Origin of the sequence: Pseudomonas sp. SMSB3, assembly GCF_052041965.1 — a bacterium.
GTDB lineage: Bacteria > Pseudomonadota > Gammaproteobacteria > Pseudomonadales > Pseudomonadaceae > Aquipseudomonas.
The window spans coordinates 19312-37192 of the sequence record NZ_JBKGGV010000014.1; the positions used below are offsets into that span (position 1 = coordinate 19312).

At 65.4% G+C, this 17881-nt stretch carries 13 protein-coding genes; 11 read left to right on the forward strand and 2 right to left on the reverse strand.

What is annotated here, in order from left to right; all coding sequences use genetic code 11:
* Position 1: 1 nt before the first annotated feature.
* The 7 genes from ACLEJW_RS19780 (at position 2) to ACLEJW_RS19810 (ending at position 4747) form a co-directional block, all read left to right on the forward strand.
* Entirely contained in the window at positions 2 to 853 is an 852-nt protein-coding gene (locus ACLEJW_RS19780) for a MaoC family dehydratase (protein ID WP_440778090.1), read from the forward strand.
* A gap of 66 nt (positions 854 to 919) precedes the next feature.
* Positions 920 to 1225 carry a MazG-like family protein gene (locus ACLEJW_RS19785; protein ID WP_145190821.1) on the forward strand — a complete coding sequence of 102 codons (306 nt, stop codon included), beginning with the start codon at positions 920 to 922 and terminating at the stop codon, positions 1223 to 1225.
* Positions 1222 to 1971: a methyltransferase domain-containing protein gene (locus ACLEJW_RS19790; RefSeq protein ID WP_313299406.1), complete on the forward strand. Its 750-nt coding sequence runs from the start codon at positions 1222 to 1224 to the stop codon at positions 1969 to 1971. Before ACLEJW_RS19785 ends, ACLEJW_RS19790 begins: the two co-directional genes overlap by 4 nt.
* Before the next feature lie 21 nt (positions 1972 to 1992).
* Entirely contained in the window at positions 1993 to 2628 is a 636-nt protein-coding gene (locus ACLEJW_RS19795) for a DUF4136 domain-containing protein (protein WP_313644121.1), read from the forward strand.
* 19 nt (positions 2629 to 2647) lie between these two features.
* Entirely contained in the window at positions 2648 to 3217 is a 570-nt protein-coding gene (locus tag ACLEJW_RS19800) for a DUF4136 domain-containing protein (RefSeq protein WP_440778091.1), read from the forward strand.
* 162 nt (positions 3218 to 3379) lie between these two features.
* A complete protein-coding gene (locus ACLEJW_RS19805; RefSeq protein WP_313299397.1) occupies positions 3380 to 3850 on the forward strand; it encodes a prepilin peptidase in 471 nt (156 codons plus the stop codon).
* 120 nt (positions 3851 to 3970) lie between these two features.
* Entirely contained in the window at positions 3971 to 4747 is a 777-nt protein-coding gene (locus ACLEJW_RS19810) for a response regulator transcription factor (protein WP_145190804.1), read from the forward strand.
* An 18-nt stretch (positions 4748 to 4765) separates the two neighbouring features.
* On the opposite strand, the gene pbpC is transcribed toward ACLEJW_RS19810, so the two are convergent.
* Positions 4766 to 7120 (reverse strand): peptidoglycan glycosyltransferase PbpC, encoded by a 2355-nt coding sequence (pbpC, locus tag ACLEJW_RS19815; protein ID WP_440778092.1) that lies wholly within the window; start codon positions 7118 to 7120, stop codon positions 4766 to 4768.
* A gap of 77 nt (positions 7121 to 7197) precedes the next feature.
* Between pbpC and ACLEJW_RS19820 the strand changes: the two genes are divergently transcribed.
* Positions 7198 to 7491, forward strand: a complete 294-nt coding sequence (locus tag ACLEJW_RS19820) for a hypothetical protein (RefSeq protein WP_440778093.1) — start codon at positions 7198 to 7200, stop codon at positions 7489 to 7491.
* A gap of 76 nt (positions 7492 to 7567) precedes the next feature.
* Here the strand turns inward: ACLEJW_RS19820 and ACLEJW_RS19825 are convergent, their stop codons facing one another.
* Complete coding sequence (locus ACLEJW_RS19825; RefSeq protein ID WP_440778094.1) at positions 7568 to 12466, reverse strand: alpha-2-macroglobulin family protein; 4899 nt, start codon at positions 12464 to 12466, stop codon at positions 7568 to 7570.
* A gap of 179 nt (positions 12467 to 12645) precedes the next feature.
* Here ACLEJW_RS19825 and ACLEJW_RS19830 point away from each other — a divergent pair, with 179 nt between their 5' ends.
* From ACLEJW_RS19830 to acs, 3 genes are all read left to right on the forward strand, one after another.
* Entirely contained in the window at positions 12646 to 13983 is a 1338-nt protein-coding gene (locus tag ACLEJW_RS19830; protein ID WP_440778095.1) for an MATE family efflux transporter, read from the forward strand.
* A 157-nt stretch (positions 13984 to 14140) separates the two neighbouring features.
* Entirely contained in the window at positions 14141 to 15805 is a 1665-nt protein-coding gene (gene pgi, locus ACLEJW_RS19835; protein ID WP_145190790.1) for a glucose-6-phosphate isomerase, read from the forward strand.
* A 130-nt stretch (positions 15806 to 15935) separates the two neighbouring features.
* A complete protein-coding gene (gene acs / locus ACLEJW_RS19840) occupies positions 15936 to 17870 on the forward strand; it encodes an acetate--CoA ligase (RefSeq protein WP_440778096.1) in 1935 nt (644 codons plus the stop codon).
* Positions 17871 to 17881 lie beyond the last annotated feature (11 nt).

The following is a 17881-nucleotide window of genomic DNA, read 5'->3' on the forward strand; positions in this document are numbered from 1 at the left end:
CATGAACCGTCAATGGCAAGATCTGCATAGCCCCGACTCGCGCGCCAGCCTGTACCTGCGTGCGGCCAGCAAGCGCAAGATCAGCGGCGCGAGCCTGCCTACACGCGGCTTGCGCAGCATGATTCGCGTGCAGCCGGACAACCTGGCCGCCTACCGCCGGCTCTGCCACTTCCCCGATGATGGCCGGCTGCCCTGCAGCTACCCACATGTCATGGCGTTCAACCTGCAGTTGCAGTTGCTGACCGCGCAGGATTTCCCCTTCCCGCTGCTGGGGCTGGTGCACCTGCACAACCGTATCGACGTCGTGCGCCCGCTGGGCGGGATCGACGCCTTGCAGTTCGCCGTCTACGCCGATAATCTCCAGGCCCATGCCAAAGGCGGTACGTTTGACCTGGTCACCGAAGCCGAAGACGGTCTTGGCGTGCTCTGGCGGGAGACCAGCCGCATGCTGGTGCGCGGTCTCAAGGTTGACGACCAGGCGCCGCCAAACGACGAGCCTGAGCCTGATGGCCTTGCGCAGGTGACCCGTTGGTATGCCGACAGCGATATCGGTCGGCGCTACGCCAAGGTTTGCGGCGACTACAACCCGATCCACCTGAGCGCAGCCAGTGCCCGCCTGTTTGGGTTTCCCACCGCCATCGCCCATGGCATGTGGAGCACTGCCATGGCATTGGCCGCCCTGCGCGGGCACATGCCCAACAGCGGTTACCGCATCGAGGTGGCGTTTCGCAAACCGGTGCGCTTGCCTTCGAAGGTGCTCCTCAGCGCCAGCGAGGCTGGCCCGGCTGGCAGTTTACGCCTGCAAGGCCAAGGCGATCTGGAGCATATGGTGGGGCGCTGGGCAGTGCTCTAGCACGTTGATTTGCGCTTGCTTTGCAGCGGGCCTGGGCAGAAGCTATGCGGCATTTGGAGAGCCCCGATGAACCTGCAAGAACTCACCCAACGCCTGCACCGAATCCGCGACGCCAATGATTGGCGAGGCTTTCACAGCCCCAAGAACCTGGCCATGGCTGCCAGCGTCGAGATGGCCGAACTGGTGGAGATCTTCCAGTGGCTCACCGAGGAGCAGTCGCGCCAGTTGCCAGCCGACCAGCTTACCCACGCAGGCCAGGAAGTCGGCGACATCGTGCTGTACCTGTTGCTGTTGTGCAGCGAGCTGGGCCTGGACCTGGAGCAGGTGGTCAAGGCCAAGCTGGCCGACAGCGAACGGCGCTTCGCTCGATGAACGACCGTCATTTCGATGAGCTGGCCACGCGCTTTGCCGAAAAAATCTACGGCGGCGCCAAAGGTGCGATCCGCTTGGCCGTGTTGCAGGCGGACCTGGCCGAGGCCCTGCCCGATCGCCCGCTGCGTGTGCTGGATATAGGTGCAGGCCTTGGCCACATGGCCCTGTGGCTGGCGCAACGCGGGCACCAGGTCACGTTGGCAGAACCCGCCGCGCCGATGCTCGAAGGGGCCCGGGCGCGTTTTGCACAAGCCGGTCAACAGGCGACGTTCATCCAGGCGCCCTGGCAGGACCTGCTGGGCCAGCTCACCGAACCTTATGACCTGGTGCTGTGCCATGCAGTGCTGGAATGGCTGGCCGAACCGCCGAGCATCCTGCCTGTGCTGCATCAGCTCACCGCCGCGGATGGCTGGCTGTCACTGGCGTTCTACAACCGCGACGCGCTGGTCTATCGCAATCTGCTCAAGGGGCATTTCCGCAAGCTGCGCAGCAATCGCCTGGAAGGCGAGAAACAGAGCCTCACGCCGCAAAAACCGCTTGATCCGCGGCAGCTGCAGGCGCAACTTGAACCGTTGTGGCAGGTCGAAAGCGAAAGTGGCGTGCGGGTCTTCCACGACTACATGCCCAAGGAATTCCAGGACAAGGCCGAGCTGCTCGACCTGCTGGAAATGGAGCTGGCCCACCGCCGTCACCCAAGCTTCGCCGGCCTTGGCCGCTACCTGCATTGGATGTGCCGCCCTCGCTGACTCATTCCTGAGGAGCAACCCATGCTGTATCGCGCTTTTTGCCTGGCCCTTGCCGCGTTCGCCCTGGCGGGCTGCCAGGGCAGCAACCCCTATGTCGCCAGCAGCCGGCCGCTGCCGCCGGCACCGGCGCAAGCGGCACATACCTTCGATGCCAGCGCCTACCCGGCCGCACCGCGCGACTATGGCCGCTACCGCAGTTGGAGCTGGCGCGCCGGTCAATCGCCCAGCGGCGTGGCAGGTGGCGACCCGGGGCAGCTCGCCGATGCAGTCAGCGGCGCCCTTGACCAGCACGGTCTACGCCCGGCTCGCGGCGGCCGTGGCGACGTGCTGGTCAGTGCCAACATGCGTGTAGAGCGGCGTTTGCGCCAGGTGCGCGACTACGACAGTTACGACCCCTACTACGGTCCCTACCCATACGGCGGCGTCGGCGTTGGTGGCTATCGCAATGGCTACGGCGCCTACGGCAGCGTTCCGGTGGTGCGTACCTATGAAGTAGAGGTACTGGTGGTGCGCATTGACCTGTTCGACGCCGCTACTGGCCAGCCGGTATGGAGCGCCAGCGCCGAAACCTCTGGTGACAAAAGCTCGCCGCGGGCGCGTGAAAGGGCCCTGCGTGAATCGGTCGACAAAGCGCTCAGCGGCTATCCTCCCAGTTGATCCCTAACGGAGAACCATCATGTGGCATCGTCTCGTTTTAGTGACGGCCGTGTTGTTGCTCGCGGCCTGTTCGAGCACTAACGTGCAGCAGGATTTCGACGCCAGCCGCGACTTTGCCGCCTACCGCAGCTGGGCCTGGCAGGAGCCGGCGCTGCAGTACCGCCCGGATGACCCACGCATCAAGAGCGACCTGACCGAACAACGCATCCGCACGGCGGTGGCGCAACAGCTCGATCAACGCGGACTGCGCCCGGCCCAGGGCTCGGCCAAGGCGGATGTGAAAGTGCGCGCCTACCTGATCGTCGAGCAGCGTCAGCAACAGATCACCACCCATTACGGCGGCGCCTGGGGCGGCTACTGGAACGGTTACTGGGGCGGCCCGATGTACAACGAGACGCGCAGCGTCGATTACAAGGTCGCGACCATTCAGCTCGACCTGTTCGATGGCCGTGATGGCAAGTTGGTGTGGCGCGGCAGTGCTGAACAGATCATGAACAGCTACCCGCCGAGCCCCGACGAGCGCAACAGCGCCATTCAGAAAACCGTCGCGCAAGTGCTCGGCAACTACCCCCCAGGCCGAGCTAAGTAGACCGCTCGTCAGCTGCTGCCGGGCCTGTTGCGACGCCTAGTCGCCCCTGCAGCGACGCTTTTTGCCATCCCGACCTGTCCGTTCGTCAGATCGCGTCTACCCTGATTAGGAAACCTGACCGATCGGGTAGACGTGTTCAATGATTAGGATGGCGGGCTGCCGATGCAAAGCATGGTCCTTCTGATGTGGCTTGCCTTGTGCACCGAACAAGATCTGCGCCAGCGTCAGATCGCCAACATGCTGACCGTGGGTGTCGCCACTGGCGCCCTGGTCTGGCTTTTCGCAACCGGCCACAGCTGGATCGGCGCCGAGGCCAGCGACGCCGGCTGGGCCTTGGCCATCGTGATGTTGCTGACCTTGCCAGGCTACATGCTCGGGCGCCTGGCAGCCGACGACGTCAAGCTGATGGGCGCCCTGGCCTTGGCCACCAGTCCGCATTATGTCCTCGGCACGTTCATCGGCGCCGGGGTCAGCGTGGTGCTCTGGCTGCTGTTGCGCAGGCGGCTGTGGAAACTGCTCAACCCAAAACTGAAAAAACACCTGACCGCCCTCACCGAACAGATGGGCGACAGGCAGGCGTTCGTTCCGTACGTGCTCACCGGCTTTCTCCTGACAGCCGTATGGATCCAATAACCCCCCCCTGTTGTCGGATGACTTGTAGGATGTTTTGCAGATTCGCTGACAGCGGCTACCGTTAAGCTGCCAGAGCGTCTGGCCCGGGAGCAGGGCCGCTTGAGAACATGGAGGTGGGGTGTGAGCAAGTCTTACAGCGAGGTAAAAGTGCTGGTCGTCGATGACCAGCCAGTCATTGTCGAACAGTTGTGTGAGTATCTTGGCATCAAGGGCTACCAGTGCGCTGCGGCCCATTCCAGCGATGAAGCCATCGAGCAGTTCATCGCCGACGAGACCATTGGCTTGGTGCTGTGCGACCTGCATATGCCCGAGCGCGATGGCGTCGAGTTGGTGCGCGCGCTCAAGGCACTGGGCGGGCGTGAGCGGCTGTTCGAAGCCATCATGCTCACCGGGCGCGCAGAGAAGCAGGATGTGATCCGCGCCCTCCGCGAAGGCTTCGCTGATTATTATCAAAAGCCCATGGACCTCGACGAGCTCCTTGAGGGCGTGCGCCGGCAAGAGCAAGTGCTGCTTGAACGCAAGGCCAATCTTCAGCACCTGGGCAATCTCAACCAGCGCCTGCAGGATCTGGCAGGCTCCATCGATGAGCTTTACCAGGACCTGGAGAAAGCCCGTGGCCAAGGTGTGCATCGTCGCTCCAGCGACGTGCTGGAAAGCGACGCCGAGCTGCCTGCAGCCTTCGAGAAGCTGTCGCCTCGACAGATGGAGGTTGCGCGCCTGGTCAGCAAGGGCAAGACCAACTATCAGATCGCCTGTGAACTGGGTATTACCGAGAATACGGTGAAGTTGTATGTGTCGCAGGTGTTGCGGCTCACGCACATGCATAACCGCACCCAATTGGCTTTGGCGCTGACGCCGAGCTCTTCACCGGTGTTCCAGCGCTTCACCACCCACTGAGGCGCGTTGCGGCGCGCCTCAATCGTTGACCTGAAACGCCACCCGGGCCGTCTCGCCGCTCTCGTCCAGGGCGCTGAGCTCGAATTGCCCGGCGTGATCGAAGCGCACCGACAGGTTCTGCTGACCGTCGCTTTGCCCCACCGGTTGGCCATTGAGGAACCACCAGCGCCGACCGCCGCCGCCCAATGCCGAAACCTGCACCTGCAACACCTCGCTGCTGGTGGCCGGGCGACGCAGGTGATCGCCTGCCCGAACCCCGACGATCGCCAGCGGCGGCGCGCTGGCCGGCACCTGCGGCGGGCAAAGCGGATCGATCCCCGGCAGGCGCGCTGCGCGCCGCTCGACTTTCGGCAGCCAGGGTTCCAGGGGCGCCGGCCACAGGGCAATGTCGTGGGACGTGGCGCCTGGGCAACTGCTGTCGACGCGCAGCCCCTGGGTGTCGGTCCAGACGGTTTCATGCAGCCCTAGCCCCAGGGGTTGATCGGCCGCCTGCAAGGTCGGTGGCGTGGTGCCATCGAGGGTCCAGGCAAAGCGCTGACGCCGACAGTTCGGGTCTTGCCGGCTCATCGGCTGGCCCAGGGGCCAACAGATCGCAGCCACGCCCACGCTGGCCGGCACGCGCTCCACGGGTAACCGGATACCGCGCTGGCTGTCGCGGTTGCTCAGCAGATCATGCACCTGCAGCATCAGCGGCGCCGCCGAGGCCAGGCCGAATTGCCCTGGCACCGGCGTGCCGTCCGGGCGGCCGATCCATACGCCGATCAGATAACGCGGGCCCACGCCGATCGACCAGGCATCACGAAAGCCGTAACTGGTGCCGGTTTTCCACGCCAGCTGCGGGCGCTGCACCAACTCGGCATGCGGATCGCGGTCTGGCCGGGCCTGTCCGCTGAGGATGCGCCGGACAATCCAGGCGGCGCCGGCTGACATCAGCCTGCGCTCGAGCAGCGGGTCCTGCGGTTGCAGGCGCACCCGCGCGCTGTTGCCGCCGCGGGCCAGCGCCGCGTAACCGCCGACCAGATCCTCCAGGCGGCTGCCGGCACCGCCGAGAATCAGCGACAGGTTCGGTTCGGCAAGCGGTGGCAGCGCCAACGGCACCCCAGCCATGCGCAGCTGCCCGGCAAAGCGCTTGGGGCCATAAGCCTCGAGCAACTGCACCGCTGGCAAATTGAGCGACAGCGCCAGCGCCGAGCTTGCCGATACCGGCCCACTGAAGCCCATCGAAAAGTTGCCAGGACGGTAGTCGCCGTAGCGCCGCGGTACATCCTGCAACAACGATTCGGAATGGATCAGCCCGTCATCCAAGGCCAAGCCGTACAGAAACGGCTTGAGCGTGGAGCCTGGCGAGCGCAGCGCACGGACCATGTCGACATGGCCGAAGCGGCGTTCATCGGCCATGTCCACCGAGCCCAGGTAAGCCCGCACTGCCATGCTTTGCGCCTCGACCACCAGGATCGCCGCCGACGTGCGTTCCGGCAGGCGCGCACGCCAACCCAGCAACAGGTCTTCGAGGCGCCGTTGCAACGAGGCGTCGAGGGTGGTGTAGATCAGCGTCGGGCTGTCAGGGCTGTTGAGCCGCCGTGCCAGCAAGGGCGCCAGCGCCGGCTCCTGTCGCGGGGCCAGCAGCAGCGGCTCTTCGGCAGCTTCCTTGAGCACCTGGGCCGGCCACACCTGGTATTCGCCCAGGCGCTCGAGCACCTTGTCGCGGGCGTGCTGGGCACGGGCCGGGTGACGGTCCGGGCGCAGCCGGCTGGGGGCCTGGGGCAACACCGCCAACAACGCCGCCTCGGCGTGGGTCAGGTGCTGCGGCGATTTGCCCAGATATGCCCAGCTGGCTGCGGCCACCCCTTGCAAGGTGCCACCGAAGGGCGCGCGATTGAGGTACAGCTGCAAAATCTCACGCTTGGACAGGTGCCACTCCAGCTGCAGGGTGCGCCACAGTTGTCGCAGTTTGCCGGTGAAGGTGCGGTCATGCGGATCGAGCAGGCGCGCCACCTGCATCGACAACGTGCTGCCGCCCGACACCACGCGCCCTGCGCGCAGGTTGAGCCAGGCTGCGCGGACCATGGCCATCGGGTTGACCCCCGGATGCCGGTAGAACCAGCGGTCCTCGTAGGTCAGCAAGGCCTGCAGGTACAGCGGCGACACTTGCTCGGGGCTGACCGGGTAGCGCCACACGCCATCGGCATCGGCAAAGCGCCACAGCGGCGTGCCGTCTTCGGCCAGCACTACCCGGGCCAGGTCGTTGCCCGGCATCGGCAACGGCCATAGGCGATCGGCCAGCCACAGCAGGCCGAGGGCAATCAGCACCACGATCACAATGCTGCGTACATGCCTCGCGCCACGGGTGTGGGGCCGGGCTAAGCTTGGCATCGGGAACCGACCCTGGCAGATAATGGCCAAAGGCTTGAAAGCGGCAAACTCGCCGATTCGTTGATCAGGAAGCAACTATGCATGTAGAAGGTTTTTTCGAATGGCTGGGTCAGGCCCTGGGGTCGGTGATCAGGATCATCGTCGACGCCCTGAGCGGTCTGTTCAACGTACTGGCCAATGCCGGCGGCAACTTCATCGATGGCCTGGCCCGCACGCTGGGCATGGACACCTCCCTGGTGAGCATCCTGGCCCTGATCGTCGGCTTGCTGCTGTTGTACTTGGCCATCCGCGCCTTCATGCGCGCATCCATCATCCTCGGCATCATCTGGTTGGCCCTGGGGCTCTGGGTCATGAGCTGGGTCGTGCATTGAGCGCTGCGAGCCGCAAGCTGCAAGCTGCAAGCAGAAGCAGATCTGCTTTTACCTGCAGCTTGCGGCTTGAAGCGCGTCAGCGCGCCCTGACCGTGAGGTCCCCCGTCGTTTCGCCCAGGGCCTGGAGGTTGGGACGGTACATCGACTCGACCTGGGGCGGCGGTACTCGGTAGGTGCCTGGGGTAACGGCGCGGGCCAGGTACAGCAGGTGCGTGGTGGCGTAGCCGTCCAGTTGCACGGCCGCCACGTAGCGGTCGTCGCGGTATTCCTGGTGCACAATGCTGGCATTCTGCATCGACTCGCGCCATTGCTTCACGGCGCTGCTGGCGTTGTCCAGGCTCGCGGCGCTTTGCGCCAAGTTCTGGTTTTCCAGTTCAAGGCCTGCCGGAAGCAGATCGACCACCAGAGCATCGGGCACGCGCTCGGCAGACTTGACCGCCAGGTGCACCAGCACCAGCTCGCCACTGCGCAGGTTCTGCAGATTCAGCGCCTGGCCGTTCATGCCCAGATACTCGCGGCGGATCTCCATGCCAGTGCCGCCTGCAGCCGGCGCCTGACGCGGGTATCCGGACAGCGTCAATTGCTGATAGAGGGTTTCGCTGCCCTGGTTTTGCACGCTCAGCGGCGAGGCCAGCAAGGGGCCTTCGAGCTTCATGCCCGCTTCGCCATCGCTCAATTCGCGCACTTCCCCAGCGCTGTCCAGCCGTGCCTTCCAGGGTGCCTGCGGTTTACCCAGCAGGCCGCGGCCGGCCAGGTACAGGGCGTTGCGTTCCTGAGTCGACAGCCAGCGGTTGGCAGCCAGTTCGTCCGACAGTGCGAACAGGCGTTGATCGACCTGATCGCTGGCCAGCTGGCTTTCCTGCAACAGCGCCAGAATCAACGCCTGGTCCCGCAGGCTGCTGCCGTAATCGGCCATCCAGCCCTTGCTGCGGCTGATCCCAAGCCCGGCTTGCAGGGCCTGCTGCGAGCGCGGTTTGTCGCCCATCTTGTCCAGAGCCACTGCCAGTTGCACCAACGGCAGGCCGGAGCGGGCATCGGCGCGGCGCTCGAACAGGCTGCGCAAGGCGCCCAACGGTGCCTGCTGGCTGCGCGATAACACCAGGGCCGCGTAGGCCTGCACGGCAAAGCGGGTGTGCTCGGCATTTTCGCTGTAATCGACTTCGATCAGGTTGCGCTCCTGCACGTAGCGCAGCAGGCGCTCATTGGCCTTCTTCAAGGCCTCGGCGGGCACGCCATAGCCTTGATCGCGGGCGCGCAACAGGAAGTCGGTGACATAGGCGGTGAGCCAGTACTCTTCCTCGCTGTCCGAGCTCCACAGACCAAAGCTGCCGTTGTAGCGCTGCATGCCCAGCAGGTGTTCGATGCCCATTTCGATCTTGCGCTTGCGTACGGCGGCCGGCTCGCCCTTGATGCCCAAACGCTTGAGGCTGGCCTCATCGGCGTACAACGAGGGATAAAGCCCGCTCGCGGTTTGCTCGAGACAGCCGTAAGGGTAGGCCTCCAGGGCACGGATCTGCTCGGCAAGGTTCAGCGGCGGCCGGCTCGACAAGGCCAGGCTGGCCTCAAGGCCGGCTGGCTCGAACGCCGCCAGGTCGCCCTCGGGCAGGAACCAAGGCTGATCGTTCAGGGCAACCCGGTAGTGCTTGAGCATGGCCGGATAAGCCGGACGCACGCCCAGCGTCCATTCCCGCTCGAAAGCGCCGCCAGGCTCGCCGGGCAGTTGCAGGCCATTGACGCGGACTTGCACCTTGCCCTGGCCCAGGCCACCTGCGGCCACCACCGGGATCAGCAAGGTAGTGCGCTGGCCTTCGGCCAGGGCGATGTTCTGCTGGGCGCTGCCGGCCAGACTCAGCTGCCCGTCGGTGGTGATCTCGACCTGCAATTGCTGGGCACGCCCGGACAGGTTGGCCAGGTCCAGGGCCAGGCTGGTACGGTCGCCCCCGGCCAGGAAACGTGGCGCAGACAACTCGGCGACCAGCGGCGCGGCCACCACGGTCTTGCCTTCGGCGACACCGAAGTGCTCATCGGTCCAGGCCTGGGCCATCAGGCGCAGTTCGCCGTTGAAGTCCGGGATGTCCACCGTCGCCTGCCCCTGCCCTTGCTCATCGAGGGTCACGGGTAGGCTTTGCTGGGCAACGATGGTGACGGTGGTGTTGGGGCGCTTGCCACCTTTGGCCATCGCCGCGTCGCCACCGAAGGCCAGGCTGGCCAGGCGGCCCTGCCCGGCCTCTATCAGCTGGCCGTAGATGTCCAGCTGATCGGCGCCATAGGCTTTGCGCCCGAACAGGCTGGCGAACGGGTCAGGGGTCTTGAAGTCGGTGATGTTGAGAATGCCCACATCCACCGCAGACACCAGCACATGCGCCTGCTTGGGCACGCTGCCATCAGCGTTGGCAGCCTTGATCTTCACCGTCAGCGGCTGCTTGGGGCGGATTTTTTCCGGCGCCTGCAAGCTCAGCGCCAGCTTGCGCTCGGCGCGGGCCAGCGGCAGGTGCAGTACGCCGACGGCGCGCTTGGGCGTGGCATTGGCCTTGCGCTCACCGGGGCGAATCACCAGGGCGCTGATGTACAGGTCGTGACGCGCCCACTTCTTGTCCAGCTCGACCGCGAAGGTCTTGCCCTCGGCCGGCACTTGGATTTCCTGCCACCACAGCGGGCCGTCGCTGGATTCGATCATGAGGTAGCCGCTGCCGGCGGCAGGCGGGGTCACAGTGACCTGGGCGGTGGCGCCGTCGGCGTAGGCCGGCTTGTCCAGCGCCAGCTTGACCTGATCGGGCCGTACCGCGCCGCCCTCGGCGTTATCCTGGGCGCGGTAGCCGGCCCAGAAGCGCGCGCTGGAAACCAGGCCGGTCTGCGGGTCTTCGACCTCGACGCGGTACGGCCCCCACTCGACCTGGAAGCTGAGCTTGGCGGTCGAGCCGGCCTTGATGCTCAAGGTCTGCTCACTTTCGGTGAGGAATTTCTCGTTGTAGTTGTAGCTCCAGCCGTCGCTCTGCGAGTAGTTCCAGTAGTAGTCGCGCCGCTCGCGCACCAGCCGCACCTTGAGGTCGTCGCCGGCAAGCTTGTGGCCGTCGCGATCGGCCAGCAGGAACTCGAACTCGACCGGGCCGTCGCCGTCGGTTTCTTCACCGTCGAACAGACCGCGCAGGCCCGGCAAGCGCTCGGCCGGCCAGATCGGCTGCTCCAGGCGCCGGGTGATCGGGCGCCCACCCGATTCCTGCAGGCTGGCCTGCACGGTCAACTGCAGCGGTGAGCGCGCCTCGCTCCAGCGGCTCGGGATATCGACGAGCGCCTTGCCGGCCTGATCGAGGGTAACCTCGTCCAGTTCCAGGTCCTGGGTCAGCTCGCCTTCGGTGACCGAGCCGAACTGATAGCCTGGCAGCGCCGGCACCGCCTCGCGCAGCGGGCGTACGTAGGCTTGGCCGCTCAGGCGATTGCCGGCGGCCGGGGCGCCGTAGAGGTAGCGCCCATTGACCTGGATGCGTGCATCCTGCTCGGGCGCAAGCGGCGTGGCGCTGCCCTTGAGCTCCAGCGCCAGGCGCTCAGGCAGGAAGTCTTCGACCAGGAATTCGTACACCTGCTTGCGCCCACCGCCAAGGTCCAGCAGCAGCTGCCAGCGCCCAGTGGGCGCTTCGCCGGCCAGTTGCAGCTGGTATTGGTACAGGCCATTGGCGTCGGCCTCCCAGACGAACTTGCGGCTGACTTGCTCATCGGGACGGCGCACCTCGACGCTGACCGGCTGAGCCTTGACCGGCTTGCCGTCCTGATCGCGCAGCAGACCGTTGAGCAGCACTGTCTCGCCCGGGCGATAGAGATCGCGCGGGCCGAAGATGAAGAATTGCAGGGGATTGGACTGCGGGCCGGTGATATCGAACTCGGCCAGATCCAGCGCAGCGGTATTCAGGCGCAGCAACGTGGTATGCACGCCCTGGGTGGCGATCAGGGTATCGGCCTTGGCCGTGATCGGCAGCTCGGCGTGGCCGGCGCCGTCAGTCTTGGCCTGGGCCAGCAGCTTGCCCTTGTCGTCGTGGACCTCGAGGTTGACCTCGCTCAAGGCCTTGCCACCCTCCAGCGCCTGCGCGAATACGTCCAGGCGGTCACGGTAGCGGTGGGCGGAGACGCCGATGTCGCTGAGGGTGAACAGGGTCGCCGGTTGCGAATAATCATAGGTGCCCGAAGCACGCATCACCGCCAGGTATACCCCCGGCTCTTGCAGCGGCTTGATCCCGGCCAGCGGCAGCAGCACGGTCTCACGGGTATTGCGCGCCGGGTTGAGGTCGAAGCGGCCGCTGTAGACCAGCTCGGCCATGTCCAGGGTTTCCTTGGACTGGTAGTAGTACAGGCTGCTGTTGCGCCCCCAGTTGACGAGAAACGCCGAAAGCATCTCGGGTTTGACCCGGAAGAACTCGACATCGACCTTGGCCACGTTCAGCGCGATCACCGGCAAGCCTTCGGCCAGGCGCGTGGGCAGCAGCGAGCCACGGCTGGCGAAGCCCACGGTGGGCTGCATGTCGCGGGTTTCCAGGCGGCTCACCGCCTCGCTTTCGAGCTGTTGGCCATTGACCGCCAGCAGGCCCTTGTCGAGGGTCAGCACCAGCTTGCGCTGTGGCTCCAGATGACGCAGGCGCAGTTCCATCTGGTTGTCGGACAGTTCCCAGGCGCCGTCGATCTTGCCATTGACGGTATCGACCAGGTGCACCTTGCTGGCGAAGTCCTGCTGGGCGTCCAGCGGCGCCGAAAAGCTCACCGACAACGTGCTGGCACCGTCGAGCTGGACCTCGGAGACGTCCAGCACGCTGAGGGCGCGACCTTCGTAGCGCTTGGCCAGCACCGCCGGGTCTTCGCGCTTGGCCGGTGCCGCTTGCGGCGTGCTCGCAGGCGCTTGAGCGGAGGCCGCTGGGGCCTCGGGCGTCGAGGAATCACAGGCACTGAGCAGGGCCAGCGCGCAGGCCAGCAACAATCCTTTGTTGAACATGGAAGAAACTCTTCGGCAGCGTGTACGTGAGGGCAGCAACTATAGCGCAACGGCGCTGGCAGTACTTGCGCCGTTGCGTGCTTCAGGCCGCAGTGGCGCGCTCTGCCTGCCTTGGCGCTACAATGCCGCGCAATCGATCAGCGCGGATGCTACGCGGCCCTCCCGATCCAGGTATTTGAATGTCGCAACTGTCCACCGACTGGCAGCACCGGCCGACCCACCGCAAGGTCTGGGCGCTGGCCGCGCCGATGATCCTTTCCAATGTATCGGTGCCACTGGTGGCCCTGGTCGACAGCACCGTGATCGGCCACCTGCCCCATGCCCACCAACTGGGCGCGGTGGCCGTGGGCGCTACCTTGTTCACCTTCATGGTCGGGCTGATGGGCTTTCTGCGCATGGGTTCCACCGGCTTCGCCGCCCAGGCCGCCGGGCGGGCCGACGGCGCCGCGCTGCGCCAGGTGCTGCTGCAAGGCCTGCTGCTGGCAGTGGCCTTTGCGTTGCTGATCGGCGCGCTGGCCGTGCCCTTCAGCCAGCTGGCCCTGCATGCGATGCAGCCGAGCGCGGCACTGCAGCAAGCCACTGAAGATTTCTTCCATACCCGCCTGCTCGGCCTGCCCGCCGCGTTGGCCAGCTACGCGCTGGTCGGCTGGTTCCTCGGCACCCAGAACGCGCGAGCACCGTTGGCGATTCTGTTGACCACCAACCTGCTCAATATCGTCCTGAACCTGTGGTTCGTCGTGGGCCTGGACTGGGGCGTGCTGGGTTCGGCGCGGGCCTCGGTGATCGCCGAATGGAGCGCAGCGCTGCTGGGCCTGGCCCTGACCCGTCCGGCCCTGCGCGCCTACCCAGGGCGCATGGCCTGGCCGGCGCTGCGGCGCTGGCAGGCCTGGCGTCCGTTGCTGGCGGTGAATCGGGACATCTTTCTGCGCAGCCTGGCGCTGCAACTGGTGTTTCTGCTGATCACCGTGCAAGGCGCGCGCTTGGGTGAGGCGACGGTCGCGGCCAACGCGCTGTTGCTCAACGGCCTGCTGCTGACCGCTTACGCGCTGGATGGCTTGGCCCATGCCGTGGAAGCCCTGTGCGGGCATGCCATCGGTGCCCGCGATGGCACGACCTTGCGCCGTGCGCTGGTGGTGGCCAGCGGTTGGTCGCTGATCACCAGCGTCGTATTCGCCGGCCTGTTCCTGGCGGGCGGCCACCTGTTCATCGACCTGCAGACCAATATCCCGAGCGTGCGCGCGGCGGCCTATCCCTACCTGCCCTACCTGGCCGTGCTGCCGCTGATCGCGGTGTGGAGTTACCTGCTCGACGGCCTGTTCATCGGCGCCACCCGCGCCCGCGAGATGCGTAACGCCATGCTGGTTTCGGTGTTGCTCGCGCTGCCGGTGGCGGCGCTGCTCGGTGGCCTGGGCAATCACGGCCTGTGGCTGGCGTTTCTGGGCTTCATGGCAGTGCGTGCAGTGACCTTGGGCTGGGTCGGCTGGCGCTTGCAGGCGCGCGGCAAGTGGCTCGCCTGAGCCAGCCCGGACCAACGCTGCAAAATCCGCCGCCAGGCCCATTCCCTGCTGCCCGGCTATGCCTATAATGATCGCCGCCTGAACCTGGCAAAACCTGCCGAGTCGAAGGCAGATCACGCAGCTGTTGTCGCTGCGCTACAGCAAGGAATTTCGTGCAATGGCGTATTACCGTACACCCCACGATGTGACGGCCCTCCCCGCTTGGCAGGCCCTGCAGAAACACCGCGACGCCATGCAAGGCTTCAGCATGCGTGAAGCCTTTGCCGAAAACGGCAAACGCTTCGATCAGTTTTCCCTGAGCAGCTGCGGCCTGTTCCTCGATTACTCGAAGAACCTGATCACGGACGAAACCCGCACGCTGCTGGTCGAGCTCGCCGAACAAGTCGGCCTGAGCGATGCGATCAAGGCGATGTTCAGCGGCGAGATCATCAATGCCTCCGAAGGCCGCCCGGTGCTGCACACCGCGCTGCGCCGCCCGGTGGGTGACAAGCTCAGCGTCAACGGCGTCAACGTGATGCCTGAAGTGCACAAGGTGCTGAACCAGATCACCGAGCTGGTCGGTCGTATTCACGATGGCCTGTGGCGCGGCTACAGCGAAAAGCCGATCACCGACGTGGTCAACATCGGCATCGGCGGCTCGTTCCTCGGCCCCGAGCTGGTCTCCGAGGCCCTGATGCCCTACGCCCAGCGTGGCGTGCGCTGCCATTACCTGGCCAATATCGACGGCAGTGAATTCCATGAGCTGTCGGCCAAATTGCGCGCCGAAACCACCCTGTTCATCGTCTCGTCGAAGTCGTTCAACACCCTCGAGACCCTGAAGAACGCCATGGCCGCGCGTACCTGGTACCTGGCCCAGGGCGGTTCGGAAGCCGAGCTGTACCGCCACTTCATCGCGGTATCGAGTAACAAGGCGGCGGCCGTGGCCTTCGGTATTCGTGAAGAAAACATCTTCCCGATGTGGGACTGGGTAGGTGGGCGCTACTCGCTGTGGTCGGCCATCGGTTTGCCGATCGCCCTGGCCATCGGCACCGCCAACTTCAAGGAGCTGCTCTCTGGCGCCTACACCATGGACCAGCACTTCCAGAGCGCGCCGTTCGAGCAGAACATGCCGGTGCTGCTGGCCTTGCTGGGCGTGTGGTACGGCAACTTCTGGGGCGCCAGCAGCCATGCGATCCTGCCCTACGACCACTACCTGCGCAACATCACCAAGCACTTGCAGCAGCTGGACATGGAGTCCAACGGCAAGAGCGTTCTGCAGGACGGCACCCCGGTCAAGACCGATACCGGGCCGGTGATCTGGGGCGGCGTCGGCTGCAACGGCCAGCACGCTTATCATCAGCTGCTGCACCAAGGCACCCAGCTGATTCCAGCTGACTTCATCGTGCCGGTGGTGAGCTTCAATCCGGTGGCAGACCACCACCAGTGGCTGTATGCCAACTGCCTGTCGCAGAGCCAGGCACTGATGCTGGGCAAGACCCGTGCAGAAGCCGAAGCAGAGCTGCGCGAGAAAGGCCTGAGCGAGGCGGACGTCGCCAAGCTGGCGCCACACAAGGTGATCCCGGGCAACCGCCCGAGCAACACCCTGGTGGTCGAACGGATCAGCCCACGGCGCCTGGGCGCGCTGGTGGCGATGTACGAGCACAAGGTGTTCGTGCAGAGCGTGGTCTGGGGCATCAATGCCTTCGACCAATGGGGCGTGGAGCTGGGCAAGGAACTGGGCAAAGGTGTCTACCAGCGCCTGGTCGGCAGCCAGGAAGACAGCGCCGAAGATGGCTCCACCCAAGGCCTGATCAACTACTTCCGCGGTCGCCACCGCGGTTGATCGCGCCGCCGGGGACGGCATCATCGCACAAGCGACTGCGGTGACGCCGGCCCAGGTTGAACAGCCCTGCCAGCTACACTGTCCATCGAATAGCCGTTGCAGTCCCTCCGACCCGAGCAGGACCACCGCCATGTTCGATATCCGACAGTATCCCCAGGCCCTGGCCGTCAGCCAGTCCGCCGCCTTGAGCGCCGACGATTATCAGCGCCTCTACCGCCAGTCGATCGACGACCCGGATGCCTTCTGGGCCGAGCAGGCCAAACGCCTGGACTGGATCACCCCCTGGTCCACCGTACAGCGCAGCGACCTCAGCACCGGCGAGGCGCGTTGGTTCGACGGTGGCCAGCTGAACGTCAGCTACAACTGCATCGACCGCCACCTGGCCCAGCGCGGCGAGCAGACTGCCCTGCTCTGGGAAGGCGACGACCCCAAGGACTCGAGCGCCATCAGCTACCGAGAACTGCACCGTCAGGTCTGCCGCCTGGCCAACGCACTCAAGGCGCGTGGCGTGAGAAAAGGCGACCGGGTGTGCATCTACATGCCGATGATTCCCGAGGCCGCCTACGCCATGCTCGCCTGCACGCGTATCGGCGCCATTCATTCGGTGGTGTTCGGCGGCTTTTCGCCGGACGCCCTGCGTGACCGTATCCTCGACGCCGACTGCCGCACGGTGATCACAGCCGACGAGGGCGTGCGCGGCGGTAAACGCATACCCCTCAAGCACAACGTCGACAAGGCCCTGGCCAGTTGTCCTGCGGTCAGCAGCGTATTCGTGGTGCGCCGCACGGGCGCCGAGGTAGCCTGGAGCGAAGGGCGCGACCTCTGCTACGCACAGGCCACCGAACAGGCCGGTGATGAGTGCCCGGTCGAGCCGATGCACGCCGAGGATCCGCTGTTCATCCTCTACACCTCGGGCAGCACCGGCAAACCCAAGGGTGTGTTGCACAGCACCGCCGGCTACCTGCTGCAAGCCGCAATGACCTTCGACGTGGTATTCGACTACCGCGAGGGTGAGGTGTTCTGGTGCACCGCCGACGTTGGCTGGGTCACCGGTCACAGCTACATCGTCTATGGGCCGCTGGCCAATGGAGCGATTTCGCTGATGTTCGAAGGGGTGCCCAATTATCCCGACAGCTCACGCTTCTGGCAGGTGGTGGACAAGCATCAGGTGAATGTCTTCTATACCGCGCCCACGGCGTTGCGGGCCTTGATGCGTGAAGGTTCGGCGCCTCTGCAAGGCACCTCGCGGGCCAGCCTGCGCCTGCTCGGCAGTGTTGGTGAGCCGATCAACCCGGAGGCCTGGGAATGGTACTTCAATGAGGTCGGGCAACAGCGTTGCCCAATCGTCGATACCTGGTGGCAGACCGAGACCGGCGGCATCATGCTGACGCCACTGCCGGGATCGCAGACGCTCAAGCCAGGCTGCGCCACCCAGCCGATGTTCGGTGTGCAGCCAGTACTGCTTGACGAGCAAGGCAAGGTGATCGACGGCCCGGGCGCTGGCCTGCTAGCGATCAAGGCCAGTTGGCCGGGGCAGATTCGCAGCGTCTACGGTGATCACCAGCGCATGGTCGATACCTACTTCAAGCCCATGCCCGGTTATTACTTCACCGGCGACGGCGCCCGCCGCGATGCCGATGGCGACTACTGGATCACCGGCCGCATCGATGACGTGCTCAATGTCTCCGGCCACCGCATCGGCACCGCCGAGGTGGAGAGCGCGCTGGTGCTGCATGACAGCGTCGCCGAGGCGGCCGTGGTCGGCTACCCCCATGACCTCAAAGGCCAAGGCGTGTATGCCTTCGTCACCACCATGAATGACGTCACCCCCGACGAGGCACTCAAGGCGCAATTGCTGGCCTTGGTCAGCAAGGAGATCGGCAGCTTCGCCAAGCCGGAGCTGATCCAGTGGGCACCGGCCCTGCCCAAGACCCGCTCGGGCAAGATCATGCGGCGTATACTGCGCAAGATTGCCTGCAACGAACTGGAAAACCTGGGCGATACCTCGACCCTGGCCGACCCGAGCGTGGTGCAGGGCCTGATCGACACGCGCCTCAATCGATAACCGGCGGCCCG